14 protein-coding genes are annotated in these 17,016 nt (G+C 66.7%); 8 read left to right on the top strand and 6 right to left on the bottom strand.

The genetic code is table 11. The features are described from left to right. Positions 1-76 precede the first annotated feature (76 nt). A complete protein-coding gene (locus tag MFF62_RS15865) occupies positions 77-2,191 on the top strand; it encodes an ATP-dependent helicase (RefSeq protein ID WP_238264081.1) in 2,115 nt (704 codons plus the stop codon). Positions 2,192-2,207: 16 nt separating this feature from the next. Here MFF62_RS15865 and cmdF read toward each other — a convergent pair whose 3' ends face one another. From cmdF to MFF62_RS15885, 4 genes are all read right to left on the bottom strand, one after another. Next, positions 2,208-3,803: a tyrosine 2,3-aminomutase gene (cmdF, locus tag MFF62_RS15870; protein WP_238264082.1), complete on the bottom strand. Its 1,596-nt coding sequence runs from the start codon at positions 3,801-3,803 to the stop codon at positions 2,208-2,210. Positions 3,804-3,940: 137 nt separating this feature from the next. Beyond that, positions 3,941-5,263: a sigma-54-dependent transcriptional regulator gene (locus tag MFF62_RS15875; RefSeq protein WP_238264382.1), complete on the bottom strand. Its 1,323-nt coding sequence runs from the start codon at positions 5,261-5,263 to the stop codon at positions 3,941-3,943. A gap of 22 nt (positions 5,264-5,285) precedes the next feature. Beyond that, on the bottom strand, positions 5,286-7,295 hold the full coding sequence (locus MFF62_RS15880; RefSeq protein ID WP_238264083.1) for a sensor histidine kinase: 2,010 nt from the start codon (positions 7,293-7,295) through the stop codon (positions 5,286-5,288). A gap of 130 nt (positions 7,296-7,425) precedes the next feature. Further along, positions 7,426-8,715, bottom strand: coding sequence for a dicarboxylate/amino acid:cation symporter (locus MFF62_RS15885; protein ID WP_238264084.1), 1,290 nt, complete (start codon positions 8,713-8,715; stop codon positions 7,426-7,428). Positions 8,716-9,180: 465 nt separating this feature from the next. Here MFF62_RS15885 and MFF62_RS15890 point away from each other — a divergent pair, with 465 nt between their 5' ends. From MFF62_RS15890 to MFF62_RS15920, 7 genes are all read left to right on the top strand, one after another. After that, positions 9,181-9,501, top strand: coding sequence for a (2Fe-2S) ferredoxin domain-containing protein (locus MFF62_RS15890; protein WP_238264085.1), 321 nt, complete (start codon positions 9,181-9,183; stop codon positions 9,499-9,501). Between the two features lie 85 nt (positions 9,502-9,586). Further along, entirely contained in the window at positions 9,587-10,231 is a 645-nt protein-coding gene (locus MFF62_RS15895) for an alpha/beta hydrolase (RefSeq protein ID WP_238264086.1), read from the top strand. A 43-nt stretch (positions 10,232-10,274) separates the two neighbouring features. Continuing rightward, the gene (locus MFF62_RS15900) at positions 10,275-11,468 is read left to right on the top strand and encodes a D-alanyl-D-alanine carboxypeptidase family protein (protein ID WP_238264087.1); all 1,194 of its coding nucleotides are present in this window, start codon (positions 10,275-10,277) and stop codon (positions 11,466-11,468) included. Between the two features lie 27 nt (positions 11,469-11,495). Beyond that, positions 11,496-11,804, top strand: coding sequence for a YbeD family protein (locus MFF62_RS15905; protein ID WP_238264088.1), 309 nt, complete (start codon positions 11,496-11,498; stop codon positions 11,802-11,804). Positions 11,805-11,808: 4 nt separating this feature from the next. Beyond that, positions 11,809-13,002, top strand: a complete 1,194-nt coding sequence (locus MFF62_RS15910; RefSeq protein ID WP_238264089.1) for a class I SAM-dependent rRNA methyltransferase — start codon at positions 11,809-11,811, stop codon at positions 13,000-13,002. A 367-nt stretch (positions 13,003-13,369) separates the two neighbouring features. Continuing rightward, positions 13,370-14,347 (top strand): NAD(P)H-dependent flavin oxidoreductase, encoded by a 978-nt coding sequence (locus MFF62_RS15915; protein WP_238264090.1) that lies wholly within the window; start codon positions 13,370-13,372, stop codon positions 14,345-14,347. A 30-nt stretch (positions 14,348-14,377) separates the two neighbouring features. Then, on the top strand, positions 14,378-14,851 hold the full coding sequence (locus tag MFF62_RS15920) for a YbaN family protein (protein ID WP_238264091.1): 474 nt from the start codon (positions 14,378-14,380) through the stop codon (positions 14,849-14,851). Between the two features lie 13 nt (positions 14,852-14,864). Here MFF62_RS15920 and MFF62_RS15925 read toward each other — a convergent pair whose 3' ends face one another. Next, positions 14,865-16,115 carry a phenylacetate--CoA ligase family protein gene (locus MFF62_RS15925; protein ID WP_238264092.1) on the bottom strand — a complete coding sequence of 417 codons (1,251 nt, stop codon included), beginning with the start codon at positions 16,113-16,115 and terminating at the stop codon, positions 14,865-14,867. A gap of 17 nt (positions 16,116-16,132) precedes the next feature. Next, positions 16,133-16,948, bottom strand: coding sequence for an ABC transporter ATP-binding protein (locus MFF62_RS15930; protein WP_238264093.1), 816 nt, complete (start codon positions 16,946-16,948; stop codon positions 16,133-16,135). Between the last annotated feature and the right edge of the window lie 68 nt (positions 16,949-17,016).

Genomic DNA, 17,016 nt, shown 5'->3' on the forward strand with positions numbered 1-17,016 from the left:
CGTCCGGCTTGCCAGCCCAAGCTGTATGGATATACAGTGGTCGCCAGATTTTTCTCATTCCTGCCCATACCCCACTGTGTCACCGGATCTCGCCCCCGACGCCGAACTGCTGCCCGCCGCCGCCCTTCCGGCTGAACCCGACGCGGACCCCGCCTACCTGTCGAAGCTGAATCCGGAGCAACGCGCCGCCGTGGAATACGCGGGCGAGGCGCCGCTGCTGATCATCGCCGGGGCGGGCTCGGGCAAGACCAATACGCTGGCGCACCGGGTGGCTCACCTTGTTGTGGGTGGCGCCGATCCGCGCCGCATCCTGCTGCTGACGTTCTCGCGCCGCGCCGCCGCCGAGATGGGCCGCCGCGTGGAGCGCATTGTCGACCAGGCGCTGGGAATCCAGTTCGGCGCCGGGCGGGCGGCGCTGCAGTGGTCGGGCACCTTCCACGCCATCGGCGCGCGGCTGCTACGCGAATACGCAGAGACGCTGGGGCTGGCGCCGAGCTTCACGATCAGCGACCGTGGCGACGCCGCCGACCTGATGCACGTGGTGCGCCACGACCTGGGTCTTTCCGAGCAGACGTCACGCTTTCCGCGCAAGGAAACCTGCCTGGCTATCTATTCGCGCGTGGTCAACACGCAGTTGCCGGTCGAGGTGGTACTCAAGACCCAGTTCCCGCGCTACGCGATGTGGGCCGACGCGCTCAAGACGCTGTTCGCCGCCTACGTGGAAGCCAAGCAGAAGCAGCAGGTGCTGGACTATGACGACCTGCTGCTCTACTGGGCGCAGGCCATGACCGAGCCCGCGCTGGCGCAGGACATGGGCGCACGGTTCGACCACGTGCTGGTGGACGAATACCAGGACACCAACGCGCTGCAGGCGTCGATCCTGCTGGCGCTCAAGCCGCAGGGACGCGGCCTGACCGCGGTGGGCGACGACGCCCAGTCGATCTACGCGTTCCGTGGCGCCACGGTGCGCAACATCCTCGACTTCCCCACGCAGTTCGCGCCGTCCGCGCAGCAGGTCACGCTGTCGCAGAACTACCGCTCCACGCAGCCGATCCTGCACGCCGCCAACGCGGTGATCGGCCTGGCGGCCGAGCGCTTTACCAAGGACCTCTGGTCGCTGCGCGAGTCGGCCGAGAAGCCGGGCGTGGTGGTGGTCAACGATGAAGCCGACCAGGCGCGATTCGTGGTGGAGCAGGTGCTGGCGCGCCGCGAGGCGGGCCTGGCGCTGATGCAGCAGGCCGTGCTGTTCCGCGCCGCCGACCACAGCGCGCAGGTGGAAATCGAGCTGGCCCGGCGCAACATCCCGTTCGTGAAGTTCGGCGGGCTGAAATTTCTGGAATCGACGCATGTGAAGGATGTGATGGCCGTGGTGCGCTGGCTCGAAAACCCGCGCGACCGCATGGCCGGTTTCCGTACGCTGCAGATGCTGCCTGGCGTGGGGCCCAAGACCGCCGCGCGCGTGCTGGAAGGGCTGGAAGCAGCCAGGGAGCCGCTGCTGGCTCTGGAAGCCTTCGAGGCGCCGCCCGCCGCCGCGCCCGCCTGGGACGACCTGCTGGCACTGGCGCGCGCACTGATGGCGCCCACGTCGCCGTGGCCATCGGAATTCGAACAGGTGGTGGCCTGGTACCTGCCGCACCTGGAACGCATGCACGACGATGCCGCCGCGCGCCAGGCGGACCTGCAGCAGATCGAGCGCATCGCCGCCACCTATGCCTCGCGCGAGCGTTTCCTCACCGAACTGACGCTCGATCCGCCCAGCGCGTCGAGCGATGAATCCGGCGTGCCGTCGCGCGACGAGGACTACCTGATCCTGTCGACGATCCATTCGGCCAAGGGCCAGGAATGGAAGGCCGTCTACGTGCTCAACGCCGTGGACGGCTGCATGCCGTCGGACCTGGCCACCGGCACCACCGAGGAAATCGAGGAAGAACGCCGGCTGCTCTACGTGGCAATGACCCGCGCGCGCGACCACCTGGACGTGATCGTGCCGCAGCGCTTCTACGTGCATAACCAGGTGGGCTTCGGCGACCGCCACGTCTACGCGTCACGCACGCGCTTCCTGCCCAACCGCGTAATGCCGAATTTCTACAGCCGGTCGTGGCCGCCCGCGCCAATGCCGGGCGAAGGCCAGGCCAAGCCCGCGCTGCCACAGGTGGACCTGGCCGCGCGCATGCGCAATATGTGGAAGTAAATGATGTGGATGTGAGTCAGCCCAGCTCCACCCCAGCCTGGCGCACCACGTCCACCAGCGCCCCGTCGCGCAGCAGCGCCGCCACACATTCGATTTCGTCGGTCATGTAGCGATCCATGTCCAGGAACGGCACGTGTTCGCGCACGAACGCGAACACGGCGCGCCCGGCGGGCGAGAGGTTCTCCACGGCGCCTGCCAGTTCGGCGGCCTGGCATGCCGCCAGCAGTTCCAGCGCCAGGATGTACTGGTTGTTGTCGATGATGCGGCGCGCGTTGCGGGCCGAGATCAGTCCCATGCTGACCACGTCCTGGTTGTCTCCATTCGACGGTACGCTCTGGATGCTGGCCGGGCTGCAAATGGTACGGTTCTCGGCCACCAGCGCCGTGGCCGGATACTGCGCGCCGGCAAACCCGCACGACAGCCCTTCGTTGGCGGCCGCCAGGAACGCCGGCAGCCGGTTGTTCAGGTGCGGACTCAGCAGCCGGTTCAGTCGGCGCTCGGCCATCACGCCAAGTTGCGTGGCGGCGATGGCCAGGAAGTCCATCGCAAACGCCACCTGCTGGCCGTGGAAATTGCCGCCGTGGAACAGCGCTCCGTCATCAAAGAACAGCGGGTTGTCGTTCGATGAATTGAGTTCGCGCGCCACCACGGTAGCGCAGTGGTCCAGCGTGTCGCGCACGGCGCCCAGCACCTGCGGGATGCACCGCAGCGTGTACGCCTTCTGGATGAACACGCCGGTGCCGGTGTTTTTCTCGTCGCCGGCGCGTTGCTTCATCTCGGCGGACAGTGCGTCGTGCCCGGCCATCCGCGTCGACCCCGCCAGCAGCGCGCGCAGGTTGGCGGCGGACTGGACCTGGCCCGGGTGCGGCTTGGCGATGTCGTGGCCATGCGCCATGAACGCATCGGCCGATGCCGACAGCCCTTCGAGCGCCAGCGCCGCAATCGCCTCGGCCTGCTGCACCTGCGCGCGCATCGCGTCGAGCAGCAGGCACGACACGCCGGTCATGGCCGATGTGCCGTTGATCAGCGCGAGCCCTTCCTTGTATGCCAGCGCAATTGGGGCGATGCCGTGCGCGCGCAGCACATCGGCCGTGGGCGCCGTGCCGCCATCGGCGGTCAGCACCTTGCCTTCGCCAATCAGGGTGATGGCCACGTGTGACAGCGGCGCCAGATCGCCACTGGCGCCAAGCGACCCGATCTGCGGCACGGCCGGCGTGATGCCTGCCGCCAGGTAGGCCAGCAGTTGCTCGATTACCACCGGACGCACCGCCGAATAGCCGCGCGACAGCGCATTGGCACGCGCCACCATCATCGCGCGCACGTCGTCGCGCGGGAACAGCGGCCCCACGCCGGCACAGTGGCTGCGCAGCAGGTTTTCCTGAAGCGCGCGGCCGTGTTCGATATCGACCCAGTTATGGACGAGTTCGCCGAAGCCCGTGGAAACGCCGTAGATCGGCACGTTGGCGGCGGCCACCTGTTCGAAGCGGGCGCGCGCGTCGCGCACCTTGTCGAGGACGGCAGCAGGGACTTGTGCGTGGTGTTGGCCGCGTGCGATGGCGGCGACGGCGGCGGGGGTCAGGTGGTGGCCGTCGATGTTGGCGGTAGTGGACATTGCGTAGGGCGTGGGCGTTGGATGCGCTGCCCTCTCCCCCGGCCCCTCTCCCGGAGGGAGTGGGGCCGGGGGGTGAGAGAGGGTGCGCTGTTCGGTTCGCCGAGTGTATCGGCCGCCCTGCCCTGCGGATACGGCCGTTACAGTCCGTAGCGTTTGATCTTGTCGTAGAGCGTGGCCTTGCCCACTTGCAGCAGGTCGGCAGTCTGGCTGACGGCGCCGCCGGTGCGAGCCAGCGCATCGGCAATCACGGCGCGCTCGTAGCGCTCCATCCGTTCGCGCAGCGGGGTTGTCTCGTCGCCACCTTCGGGACGGCCGGGCTGCCCGCCCTCGGGCACGCCCAGCACCAGCCGGTCCGCCGCGTTGCGCAGTTCGCGCACATTGCCGGGCCACGGGCGCTGCATCAGTTGCTGGCGCTGCACTTCGGCCAGGATCGGCGCGGGACGCTGGTAGCGCACGGCGGCCACCAGCATGAAGTGCTCGAACAGCGGCACGATGTCTTCGCGGCGCTCGCGCAGCGGCGGCAGCGGAATCGTCACCACGTTGAGCCGGTACAACAGGTCTTGCCGGAATGCGCCCTGCGCCACCAGGCCCTCCATATCGCCCTTGGCGGCGGCCACGATGCGCACGTCGATCGGCACCGACGCATTCGACCCCAGCCGCTCCAGCGTGCCTTCCTGCAGCACGCGCAGCAACTTGACCTGCAGTGCCAGCGGCATGCTTTCGATTTCGTCGAGGAACAGCGTGCCGCCGGAGGCGTGCTCCAGCTTGCCCACGCGCCGCTTTCCGGCACCGGTGAACGCGCCGGCTTCGTGGCCGAACATTTCGGATTCGAAGATTGCCTCGGGCACCGCGCCGCAGTTCAGCGCGATAAACGGCGCATCGCGCCGCGTGGACAGCGCGTGCAGGCTGCGCGCCACCAGTTCCTTGCCCGTGCCGGTCTCGCCGTTGATCATCACGGGCACATCGGTGGCGGCCACGTTGGCGATCAGGTCGCGCACGCGCGCGATGGCTGGCGACCTGCCGATGATGCGCGTGCCGGCGGCGGGGCCGGCCAGTTCGCGGCGCAGCGCCACGTTTTCCAGTTCCAGCGCGCGCCGCTCCAGCGCCCGGCGCACGGTATCGGTCAGCCGGTCGGCACCGAACGGCTTCTCGATGAAATCGTAGGCGCCTTCGCGCATCGCCTGCACGGCCATCGTGATATCGCCATGGCCGGTGACCAGGATCACGGGCACGCCCGGTGCCACGTTGCGGCAGTGATGCAGCAGGTCCAGCCCCGACGCACCGCCCAGCCGCACGTCGGTCACCAGCACGCCCGGAAATTCGGCGATCAGGTGCGGCATGGCGGCCTCGGCCGACGGCAGCGCCAGCACGGCAAAGCCGGCCAGCTCCAGGCTCTGCGCCGTGGCCTGGCGCACCAGCGGTTCGTCCTCGACAAACAGTACGCGCAGCCCGTCTTGCATCGCAATCATTTCCCTATCCTTTTCACGTCGCCACGGGCTGCCGCGCCCGCCGCAGCGTCACCACGAATTCCGCGCCGCCGCCGTCGGCATTGCCCGCCACCAGTTGGCCGCCGAATTCGCGCACGATCGACGTCGAGATGGCCAGCCCCAAACCCAGGCCCTGGCCGATTTCCTTGGTCGTATAGAACGGCTCGAACAGGCGCGGCAGCGCATCGGCGGCAATGCCGGTGCCATTGTCGCGCACGGCGATGCGCACCTGGTCGGCGGTGGCGCTGACACCAACCTCCACCCGGCCATCGGCCTTGCCCTCGGCCGCGATGGCGTCCAGCGCATTGCCCACCAGGTTCAGCAGCACCTGCTCCAGCTTCAGTTCGTCGGCCCACACGGACAGGTCGCCATCCTCTGCATCGAGCCCGCGCACGCGCAGCATCACGGTGCCCAGGCGCGGCGCGATCAGTTGCAGCACGTGGTCCAGCGCGGCGCGCACGCGTACGGCGTTGCGGCGCTGGCGCGCCTTGCCGGCAAACAGCTTTAGTTGCCCCGTGATCTTGCCCATGCGTTCGGTCAGATCGGCGATGGCTGACAGGTTGCCGGTGGCCGCATCGAGCTGTCCACGCTCCAGCAGCACGCGCGTATTGTCGGAGAACGTGCGTAGCGCGGCCAGCGGCTGGTTCAGTTCGTGCGTGATGCCCGCCGCCATCTGGCCCAGCGCCGCCAGCTTGCTGGCCTGTACCAGTTCGTCCTGCGTCGCGCGCAGCTCGCTCTCGGCGCGCGTGCGCTCGACGACCTCCGCTTCGAGTTGCTCGTTGATGGCCATCAGGTCGGCCGTGCGCGCTTCCACGCGGCGCTCCAGTTCGTCGTAGGCGGCTTCCAGCAGGCGGCGGCTGTACACCATGTCGCGCGCACGCTGCCGGCGCTGGCGCAGGTTCACCAGCAGCAGGCAGATGCACGCATAGGCCAGCGCCGCGCCAATGGTGGCGCTGCGCGCGTTGGCCAGCACCGGATCGAGCGGCGCCATGACCTGCATGTTCCAGCCGGCGGGGCCCACGGCGCGGCTGATCTCCAGGTAGCGGTCGCCGCTGGCGTCGGCCATGGCGAAACGCAGTCCGGACCCATCCACACCATCAGGCGCGCCGTCCGGTTCGCGACGATCGGTGCGCCCCACGCGCACCAGCCGCTGGTTGTCGGCCAAGGTGTTGCGGGCCAGCCAGCGCATGACCGGCGATGTCAGCGCATGCATCGGCAACGGGGTGACGTCGACGTCGTGGTACTGGCGCGTGCGATGCATCTCAGCCTGCAGTTCGGGCGGCAGCGGCCGCAGCGTGCGGTACTGCCAGCCCGGCACCGACGACAGGAAGATCACGCCGTGGTCGTCAGACACCATCAGCGGCTCGGCCTGCCCCGACCCGGCGCGCTGGAACCATTCCAGGTTCAGCTTCACCACGGTCACGCCAATGACCTTGTGGTCGGCCACGATCGGCTGGGCGATGTAGTAGCCCGGCTCGTCGCTGGTGACGCCAATGGCATAGAAGCGCCCCACCTCGCCGCGCGAGGCGGTCTGGAAATACGGGCGGAAGCGGTAGTCGGTGCCGACGAAGCTGCCGGGCTCGCCGTGGTTGCTGGCGGCCAGCGCCAGGCCGTTGGCGGCGATCACGTAGGTGGCCGAGGCCCGCGCGCGGCGGTTGACCTCCACCAGGTAGTCGTTCACGGCGGCAATGCGCGCCGGGTCTTGCGGCGACGCCAGCAGTGCGCGCACCGACGGATGCAGCGACACCAGCGCGGGCAGGAATTCGTAGCGGTCGAGCGTGGATTCGAGCGTGGAACCGTAGCGGTCTGCCCGCATGGCCGTGGACTGCTGCAACGCAACGATGCCGCGCTGCACCGACAGCAGCCAGGTCAGCGCGCACAGCGCCAGCAGGCCGGCCAGCAGTGCGATGGCAAAGCCCCACCAGCGCGAGCTGTTCTCCGGCGCATGCACGGCGCCAGGCGCTGCGGGGTCATGCACGGCAAGGAAGTCGTCGGAATGGGGCATCGGCGCGCGGGGGAGGTCTCGCGCCGATGATACCCGCTGACTGTCCTGGCCTGCAGCAATGCCAGCGGGTGTATCGGATGCGGTGCCCGCGACGCCTTCTTCCGGGTCGCCGGACACCTTGCCGGTCATGTCAGCTGACGCTGGCGTCGGCGAGTTCGACGTCGTCATTGCCGCCACGCAGCACGCGGTTCAGGCGGGCGCGGTCAAGCTCGCGCTCCCAGGCCGATACCACCACGGTGGCCACGCCGTTGCCGATGATGTTGGTCAGCGCGCGGCATTCGCTCATGAAGCGGTCGATACCGAGGATCAGCACCATGCCAGCCACCGGAATGGTCGGCACCACGGCTAGCGTGGCGGCAAGCGTGATGAAGCCCGATCCGGTCACGCCGCTGGCGCCCTTGGACGTCACCATGGCCACGGCCAGGATGGTCAGCTGCTGCAGCAGCGTCAGTTCGATGCCGGTGGCCTGTGCGATGAATATCACGGCCATCGTCATGTAGATGTTGGTACCGTCCAGGTTGAACGAGTAACCGGTAGGCACCACCAGGCCCACCACCGACTTCGAGCAGCCCAGCTTTTCCATCTTCTCCATCAGGTGCGGCAGCGCGGCTTCCGACGAACTGGTGCCCAGCACGATCAGCAGTTCTTCCTTGATGTACGCCACGAAGCGGATGATCGAGAAGCCGGTGAAGCGGGCCACGGTACCCAGCACCACCAGCACGAACACGATGGCGGTGAAGTAGAACGTGCCGATCAGCTTCAGCAGCGGAATCAGCGAGCCCAGGCCGTACTTGCCGATGGTGAACGCCATGGCGCCGAACGCGCCGATCGGGGCCACCTTGGTGATCACGTGCACGATGTGGAAGAACACCTTTGACACCTGGTCCACCATCTCGTGGATGATGCGCGCGCGATCACCCACGATAGCCAGTGCCGAACCGAAGAACAGCGACACCAGCAGGATCTGCAGGATGTCGCCATTGGCGAACGCGCTGAAGATCGTGTCCGGGATGATGTGCATGAAGAACTCGACCGTGCTCTGGCCGTGCGCCTTCGACACGTATTGCGAGATCGACTTGGTGTCCAGCGTGGCCGGGTCGATGTTGAAGCCCACACCCGGTTTCAGCACGTGCGACGCGATCAGGCCGATCAGCAGCGCGAACGTCGACACGATCTCGAAGTACAGCAGTGCCTTGCCGCCCACGCGGCCCACCTTCTTCATGTCGCGCATGCCGGCGATGCCGGACACCACGGTACAGAAGATGATCGGGCCGATGATCATCTTGATCAGCTTGATGAACGCATCGCCCAACGGCTTCATTTCCACGCCGGCGGCCGGCGCGAAATGGCCCAGCAGGATGCCGACGGCAATCGCGAACAGGACCTGCACGTACAGGATCTTGTAGAAGGGTTTCCTCATGATGTCTTCCTCGGTGTTTTGTGACCGGTGCCGGGCGCTCGGAGGGCGCCCACGTTGCACGCCTGGCCCAAGGCAATGGCGGCGCGTCTGGACGTAACTAATTGCAACGGCCGTGCCACCTGCGTCGGCGGCGCCAAGTCATTGATTTGCAAGGAAAGGGAGATGCGCGGGCCGCCAGGAAGCTCCGGGTTTCCGGAAATCCGGAATGCGCGACTCCGGGAACCCGGACGCTTGCCACGCGGAATGGCACCCAAAAAGTGTCGCCAACGCCATCCAGAGGGGTCTTGGTGCCCCCGGACAGCCCGGTCCGGCGCGGCCATACGTAGCCGTTTCCGGATTTCCGGGCAGCGCCGCCACGCGGAATGGCGTGCGTGACCACGTATAATTGCGACCTTCCTCGATACCAGCCGCGCCCGGTATCCGCTTGGGCGGACCCACCGGTGCCGTGCAGTCCGCACCGCCGCCATGAGCAGCTACTACAAACACCACGTCTTCTTCTGCCTGAACGAGCGCGACGACGGCAAAGCCTGCTGTGCCGACCACAATGCCAAGGGCATGCAGGAATACGCCAAGAAGCGCTGCAAGGAACTGGGCATCGCCGGCGCCGAAGGCCGCGTGCGCATCAACAAGGCCGGCTGCCTGAACCGGTGTGAACTCGGACCGGTGCTGGTGGTCTACCCCGAGGCCGTCTGGTACACATTCGTCGACCAGCAGGACATCGACGAGATCATCGACAGCCATCTGGTGCACGGCAAGCCCGTCGAGCGCCTGATGGTGGACCGCTGATAGCAGTACCCGCCGGGCCGCGCCGGGTCGATGCCCGGTTTTTTGTTGTGCCGCTTCTACCGCCGTCTTTTCCTGCTTCCTCGCCATGAACGCGCATACCCAGGTCACCACCATCGCCGGCCCCGTCGGCGCCATCGACATCTCGATCGATCTGCCGCAGAACGAACCCGTGCGCGGCCTGGCGCTGGTGGCGCACCCGCACCCGCTGTTCGCCGGCACCAAGGACAACAAGGTGGCCCAGACGCTGGCGCGCACGTTCGTCGCCCTGGGCTATGCCACGGTGCGGCCGAACTTCCGCGGCGTGGGCGGTACGGCCGGCGAGCACGACAAGGGCATCGGCGAGCAGGACGACCTGCTGGCCGTGGTCAGCTGGATGCGCACGCAGACCACCTGGTCGCCCGAGGCAGCCACGCTGCCGCTGGCGCTGGGCGGCTTCTCGTTCGGCAGCTTCGTGCAGACGCACGTGGCGCGGCGCCTGGCCGAAGCGGGCACGCCCGCGCAGCGTCTGGTGCTGGTGGGCACGGCCGCAAGCCGCTGGGAGGTAGCCACCGTGCCGGCCGACACCATCGTGATCCATGGCGAGCAGGACGACACCGTACCGCTGACCAGCGTGCTGGACTGGGCCCGCCCGCAGGAACTGCCGGTCATCGTCATTCCTGGCGCCGACCATTTTTTTCACCGCAAGCTGCACCTGATCAAGCAGCTTGTCGTCAACGCGTGGGACCGGTGAACCGTCCCGCCCGCGCCATCCCTTCACCGTTGGAAAACTACTCATGCTGAACAGAGCCACGCCGTATTTCGCATCCGCCATTGCTCCCGTCGTCATCGCCGCGACGCTTGCCGCCGCCCCTGCCGCCGTCCTGGCGCAGGGCGTGCCGATGCCGCAGGTGGCCGCCAAGTCCTGGATGCTGTACGACGTGACCAGCGGCCAAGCCCTGGCGTCGCAGAACGCCGACATGCGCATCGAGCCGGCGTCGCTGACCAAGCTGATGACCGCCTACCTGGCGTTCGAGGCGCTCAAGGAAAAGCGCCTGACGCTGGACCAGACCATCACGCCGACCGAGATCGTGCGCAAGGTCAAAAGCGATGAGTCGCGCATGTTCATCGAGGCCGGCAAGCCGGTCACCGTCAACGACCTGCTGCTGGGCCTGATCGTGCAGTCGGGCAACGACGCCGCGCTGGCGCTGGCCGAGGCCGTGGGCGGTTCGGAAGACGGTTTCGTGGCGATGATGAACCGCGAAGCGCAGCGCATGAACATGAAGGGCACGCACTTCACGAACACCGACGGTGTGCCCGATCCGAACCACTACACCACGGCGGTGGACCTGGCCACGCTGACCACGCGCCTAATCAAGGACTTCCCCGAGTACTACGCGATGTACTCGCAGAAGGAGTTCACCTATAACAAAATCAGGCAGCCCAACCGCAACCGCCTGCTGTACATCGACCCGACCGTGGACGGCGTGAAGACCGGCCACACCAAGTCGGCCGGCTACTGCCTGATCTCGTCGGCCCAGCGTCCGCTGGCCAACGTGCCGAACGGGTCGCGCCGCCTGGTGTCGATCGTGATCGGCACGGCCACCGAGCAGATCCGCACGCAGGAAAGCCTGAAGATCCTGAACTACGGCTTCCAGTTCTTCGACACGCTGCGCCTGTATGACAAGGGCCAAGTCCTGGCCACGCCCGACATCTACAAGGGCCGCGCCAGCACGATCAAGATCGGCGTGGCCAACGAGACGTTCGTGACGGTGCCCAAGGGCACGGGCGGCCGCCTGAAGCCGGTGCTAGAGCGCCAGGAACTGCTGATCGCCCCGATCGCGGCAGGCCAGCAGGTGGGCACGGTCAAGCTGATGGACGGCACCAACAAGGTGGGCGAATTCCCGGTGGTGGCGCTGGAGGAAGTGCCCGAGGCCGGTTTCTTCGGCCGCCTGTGGGATACGATCCGCCTCTGGTTCAAGCGCAAGTAAAGCGCCAAGTAAAAGCGAAGGTTTGCAATGACGACAGATTCCAGCAATGGTCCGCTGATCCCGGGCGATATCCCGCCCGAGCAATCGCTGATCGAATACCCGAGCGATTTCCCGATCAAGGTCATGGGCGCGATGCAGGACGGCTTTGCCGAAGCCATCGTGACGCTGATCCAGGAATTCGACCCGAACTTCCATGCCGGCAAGATGGAGATGCGTCCGTCGCGCAACGGCAACTACCTCGGCCTGACCGTGACCGTGTGGGTCACCAGCCGCGAGCACCTGGACAGTGTGTACCGGGCGCTGACGTCGCACCCGATGGTCAAGGTGGTGCTGTAACCACATGAACGTCATCACCCTGAAGCCCGGCAAGGAAAAGTCCCTGCTGCGGCGCCATCCGTGGGTCTACGCCACGGGCATCGCCTCCACCGAAGGCCGCCTCGAAGCCGGCTCGACCGTGGTCATCCGCGCCGCCGACGGCCGCTTCCTGGCACGCGGCGCGTACAGCCCCGAGTCGCAGATCCGTGCGCGCGTCTGGACGTTCGACGAGAACGAACCGGTCGACCACGCCATGTTCAAGCGCCGCGTGAGCGCCGCCCTGGCGCATCGCAAGCGCTGGGTGAGCGACACCAGCGCCGTGCGCCTGATCTTTGGCGAGGCGGATCGCCTGCCCGGCCTGGTCGTGGATTACTACGGCCAGGGCGAGACCGGCCAGCTCGTCTGCCAGTTCAACGCCGCGGGCGTGGAGCAATGGAAGGACGCGCTGGTGCAGGCGCTGATCAAGGAAACGGGCTGCCCGAACGTGTACGAGCGCTCCGACGCGGCCGTACGCCAGCGCGAGGGCCTGGAGCTGGTAACCGGCGTGCTGGCCGGGGCCGAACCCGATCCGGAGCTGTCGGTGACCGAGCACGGCGTGCGCTACCACGTGGACGTGCGCAACGGCCACAAGACCGGCTTCTACGTCGACCAGCGCGACAACCGCAAGCTCGTGGGCGATCTGGCTGACGGGCGCGAGGTGCTGAACTGCTTCTGCTACACGGGCGGCTTCTCGCTGGCTGCGCTGCGCGGCGGCGCCAAGTCGGTGACGTCGATCGATTCGTCGGGCGACGCACTCAAGATCGCGGCCGCCAATGTCACGCTGAATGGCTTCGACCCCGAGCGCGCCACGTGGCTCGATGCGGACGTGTTCAAGATGCTGCGCGAATTCCGCGCCGAAGGCCGCCAGTTCGACCTGATCGTGCTGGACCCGCCCAAGTTCGCACCGTCGGCCCAGCATATCGACCGCGCCGCGCGCGCCTACAAGGAAATCAACCTCGTGGGCATGCAGCTGCTGCGTCCGGGCGGCCTGCTGTTCACGTACTCGTGCTCGGGTGCCATCAGCATGGAGCTGTTCCACAAGATCGTGGCCGGCGCCGTCACCGACGCCCGCGCCGACGCACGGATCCTGCGCCGCCTGTCGGCAGGCACCGACCATCCGATGTCGGCGGCCTTCCCGGAAGGCGAATACCTGAAGGGCCTGCTGCTGGAAAAGGTCTGACCGAACGCAGACAGGTCGGCACTCCGGGTATTCCGGAATTGCCTTGGGACTGTCTTCTGGTGGTCATATTCACCACCTAAGATTCGTCTCACGGTAAGGCATTGGCAGGTGCCGGACCGTCTCTTCTTATCAGTCTTCGTGGTAATCACCCCGCTCTTGCAGCGGGGTTTTTTTTTGGGGTTTTGCTGCTGTCTTGCAGCTTTGCTCCCCCTGCTGTTTTTGCTCCCCTCTCCCACAACGTGGGAGAGGGGAGCAAAACATCGGGGACAAGACGTCCTCGTAGACACCCCCCTCTACCATCGTCCATATCCAGCGAAACTCCCTATAATCGAACGACCGTTCATTTAGAAGGATTAGAGGAGACGCCATGCCTGCCGCCAAACATATCCCACCAGCCCTGCAGAACCTGGCCTTGCCTGTCATCGCGTCGCCGATGTTCATCGTCAGCTATCCGGAACTGGTGCTGGCGCAGTGCAAGGCCGGCATCGTCGGATCATTCCCGGCGCTCAATGCGCGTCCGGCCGAGGTGCTGGACGAATGGCTGTCGAAGATCGAGGAAGAACTGGCGGCATTCACGGCAGCCAATCCGGGCAAGCCCGTGGGGCCCGTGGCCGTGAACCAGATCGTGCACGCGTCGAATGCGCGCCTGGAGCACGACGTGAAGGTCTGCGTGGAACACAAGGTGCCCATCTTCATCACGTCGCTGCGCGCGCCGGTCAAGGAAATGATCGACGCCGTGCACAGCTACGGCGGCATCGTGCTGCACGATGTCATCAGCATCCGCCACGCCGAGAAGGCGATCGAGGCCGGTGTCGACGGCCTGATCCTGGTGGCGGCCGGCGCTGGCGGCCACGCCGGCATGCTGTCGCCGTTCGCGCTGGTTGGTGAAGTGCGCAAGATCTTCGACGGCCCGATCGCGCTGTCGGGGTCGATCGCCACCGGCGACGCGGTACTAGCCGCACAGGCCATGGGCGCCGACTTCGCCTACGTGGGCACGCGCTTCATCGCGTCGCAGGAAGGCCATGCCAGCGAGGAGTACAAGCAGTCGATCACGGGATCGGCGGCGTCCGACATCATCTACACGAACCTGTTCACGGGCGTGCACGGCAACTACATCCGCGAGAGCATCGTGAATTCGGGTCTGGACCCCGAGAACCTGCCCGTGGCCGACAAGAGCAAGATGGATTTCTCGAGCGGCGCTTCCAAGGCCAAGGCATGGAAGGACATCTGGGGCGCAGGCCAGGGCGTGGGCCAGATCCACGACATTCCCACCGCCGGCGAGATCGTGGCGCGCATGAAGGCCGAGTACGACGCGGCGCGTGCCCGGCTGGGGCTGGTAGCATAAGGGCGTTTTCTCGCCCCTTGCCCTGAACCGTTGTTACCGACCGATCCCGAAACGCCCGTTGACCCAGCCGACCTGCCGCGCACGCTCTCGCATCGCGAGCGCGTGATCCGCGCATTTTGGGTCACGCTTGGCGTCATCAGCCTGGTGCTGGGCTTTATCGGCATCTTCCTGCCGCTGCTGCCGACCACGCCGTTCGTGCTGCTGGCGGCAGCCTGCTTTGCACGCGGGTCCGAGAAATTCCACCACTGGCTGATCACGCACGAGCGCTTCGGGCCGCTCGTGCGCGACTGGCAGGCTCACCGCAGCATTCCGTTCCGCGCGAAGTGCCTGGCGCTGTCGATGATGTGGACGTCGATGAGCATCACGGCCTGGCTGCTGCGCGCGCGGCCCGTGTCGTCGCTGACGCTGATCGGCATCGGCATTGCCGTCACCGTGTGGATGGTGCGGCTGCCGACGCGGCCGCCCGGCGGCTATCCTGAAGCCACCGACCAGTCCTCGTCGTAATTCAGAGCCTGATTCAGTCGTAGCTGCGCGCGTCCTCGATCGACTTGCCGTCCTGCGGCAGCGATCCGGTGGCAACGAAACGCACTTCCCCGCGCAGCCGCAACACCTCACGCATCGACTCCGCTACCGCACGCGCCAGCCCTTCGTCGTCGCGCGTGGCATCGCAATGGAGTGTCATCACATCGGCGCCTACCGTGCCGGTCACCACCAGCCGCGCCGCGCGGATTTCGGGATGGCGCCGCAGCACGTCGGCCACCTGCCCCGGATGCACGAACATGCCCTTGACCTTGGTGGTCTGGTCGGCGCGTCCCAGCCAGCCCTTGAGCCGGATATTGGTACGCCCGCACGGGCTGGCCCGCCGCGACGACTCGGCCACGATGGCCGACAGGTCGCCCGTTCCGAAGCGGATCAGCGGATAGTCGCCGTTGCCCAGCACGGTGATCACCACCTCGCCAACCTCGCCTTCCGGCATTGGCCGGGAGCCGCCCGGTTCGACGATCTCGACCAGCACGCCTTCATCGACCACCCAGCCGTCGCCGCCTTCGGTCTCGTAGGCGATCAGCCCGACATCGGCCGTGCCATACATCTGGCGTGCCGTAACGCCGTGGTCTTTGAGCCAGCCACGCAAGGTCGGCGGGCAGGCTTCGCCCGACACCAGCGCCTTGGACAGGCTCTGGCATGGCAGCCCCATCTCACCGCCCTTCTCGATCAGCAGCTTCAGGAACGATGGCGTGCCCGCGTAGGCCGACGGCTGCAGGCTGGCCAGCGCCTGGACCTGCGATTCGGTCTGGCCCACACCGGCCGGGAACACACAGCAGCCCAGCCGATGCGCGCCCGATTCCATCATCATGCCGGCCGGCGTGAAGTGATACGAGAACGTGTTGTAGACCAATTCGCCGGCACGGAACCCGGCGGCAAACATCGCGCGTGCCGTGCGCCACCAGTCCGGCCCGAACCCGTCCGGTTCATGGATTGGCCCCGGTGACTGGAACACATGACGCAGGCCGCCGATGGCCGTGGCATTGAGCCCGCCCAGCGGCGGCGCCAGACGCTGGCGCGCGGTCAGTTCGGACTTGCGCGTCACGGGCAAGAGCGCCAGCGCGTCGCGCGAGGTGATCTCCCGTGCGTCGAAGTCGCACAGGATTTCTGCGAAATACGGTGCATGCGCCTGGGCGTGCGCCACTTGGCGTGCCACGGCGGCAATCAGCGCGGCCTCGCGTTCGGCGGGCGCGCGCGTCTCCAGCGAATCGAAATACTCAGCCATAGCGGTGTCCGGGGGATTCAGGCCAGCCAGCGTTTGCGGCGGCGATAGCTCTTCACGTCGCGGAACGACTTGCGCGCGCCGCCTTGCGCATCGTTGGCGGCCACGCCCAGGTAAAACTCCTTGACGTCCTCGTTGGTGCGCAGCGATTCGGCCTCGCCATCCATGACCACGCGGCCGTTTTCCAGGATGTAGCCATAGTCGGCATAGCGCAGCGCCACCATGGTGTTCTGCTCGGCCAGCAGAAAACTCACACGCTCGCGCGTGTTCAGGTCGCGCACGATCTCGAAGATCTCTTCCACGATCTGCGGCGCCAGGCCCATCGACGGCTCGTCGAGCAGGATCATCGACGGCTTGGCCATCATGGCCCGGCCAATCGCGCACATCTGCTGCTCGCCGCCCGACGTGTAGCCGGCCTGCGACTTGCGGCGCGTCTTCAGGCGCGGAAAGTAGTCGTAGATCTTCTCCAGCGCGTCACGCGTCTCGCCGCGCGACAGGCCGCGCGTGTAGGCGCCGGTCAGCAGGTTTTCCTCGATGGTCAGGTGGGCAAAGCAGTGGCGGCCTTCCATCACCTGGATCACGCCGCGCTTGACCAGGTCATTGGGCGTGAGCTGGTCCACGCGCTGCTCGCGGTATTCGATCGACCCCTTGGTGACATCGCCACGCTCGGCGTGCAGCAGGTTCGAGATCGCCTTGAGCGTGGTGGTCTTGCCCGCGCCGTTGGCGCCCAGCAGCGCCACGATGCGGCCCTCAGGCACATCGAGCGACACCCCCTTGAGCACCAGGATCACGTGGTCGTAGATGACTTCGATGTTGTTGACGGAGAGAAGGGTCATGTCCGTGTTCCCTGTGTGTTTCGCTCCCCTCTCCCGGAGGGAGAGGGGCGACAACAATCGCGAAGCGT

Origin of the sequence: Cupriavidus pauculus (genome assembly GCF_022179805.1) — a bacterium.
Lineage (GTDB): Bacteria > Pseudomonadota > Gammaproteobacteria > Burkholderiales > Burkholderiaceae > Cupriavidus > Cupriavidus pauculus_E.

What these genes read in the sequence shown, in the direction of transcription:
- cmdF (WP_238264082.1), bottom strand. Translation starts at nt 3,803, where the DNA reads ATGTCCACTACCGCCAACATCGACGGCCACCACCTGACCCCCGCCGCC.
- MFF62_RS15875 (WP_238264382.1), bottom strand. Translation starts at nt 5,263, where the DNA reads ATGCAAGACGGGCTGCGCGTACTGTTTGTCGAGGACGAACCGCTGGTG.
- MFF62_RS15880 (WP_238264083.1), bottom strand. Translation starts at nt 7,295, where the DNA reads ATGCCCCATTCCGACGACTTCCTTGCCGTGCATGACCCCGCAGCGCCT.
- MFF62_RS15885 (WP_238264084.1), bottom strand. Translation starts at nt 8,715, where the DNA reads ATGAGGAAACCCTTCTACAAGATCCTGTACGTGCAGGTCCTGTTCGCG.
- MFF62_RS15890 (WP_238264085.1), top strand. Translation starts at nt 9,181, where the DNA reads ATGAGCAGCTACTACAAACACCACGTCTTCTTCTGCCTGAACGAGCGC.
- MFF62_RS15895 (WP_238264086.1), top strand. Translation starts at nt 9,587, where the DNA reads ATGAACGCGCATACCCAGGTCACCACCATCGCCGGCCCCGTCGGCGCC.
- MFF62_RS15900 (WP_238264087.1), top strand. Translation starts at nt 10,275, where the DNA reads ATGCTGAACAGAGCCACGCCGTATTTCGCATCCGCCATTGCTCCCGTC.
- MFF62_RS15905 (WP_238264088.1), top strand. Translation starts at nt 11,496, where the DNA reads ATGACGACAGATTCCAGCAATGGTCCGCTGATCCCGGGCGATATCCCG.
- MFF62_RS15910 (WP_238264089.1), top strand. Translation starts at nt 11,809, where the DNA reads ATGAACGTCATCACCCTGAAGCCCGGCAAGGAAAAGTCCCTGCTGCGG.
- MFF62_RS15915 (WP_238264090.1), top strand. Translation starts at nt 13,370, where the DNA reads ATGCCTGCCGCCAAACATATCCCACCAGCCCTGCAGAACCTGGCCTTG.
- MFF62_RS15925 (WP_238264092.1), bottom strand. Translation starts at nt 16,115, where the DNA reads ATGGCTGAGTATTTCGATTCGCTGGAGACGCGCGCGCCCGCCGAACGC.
- MFF62_RS15930 (WP_238264093.1), bottom strand. Translation starts at nt 16,948, where the DNA reads ATGACCCTTCTCTCCGTCAACAACATCGAAGTCATCTACGACCACGTG.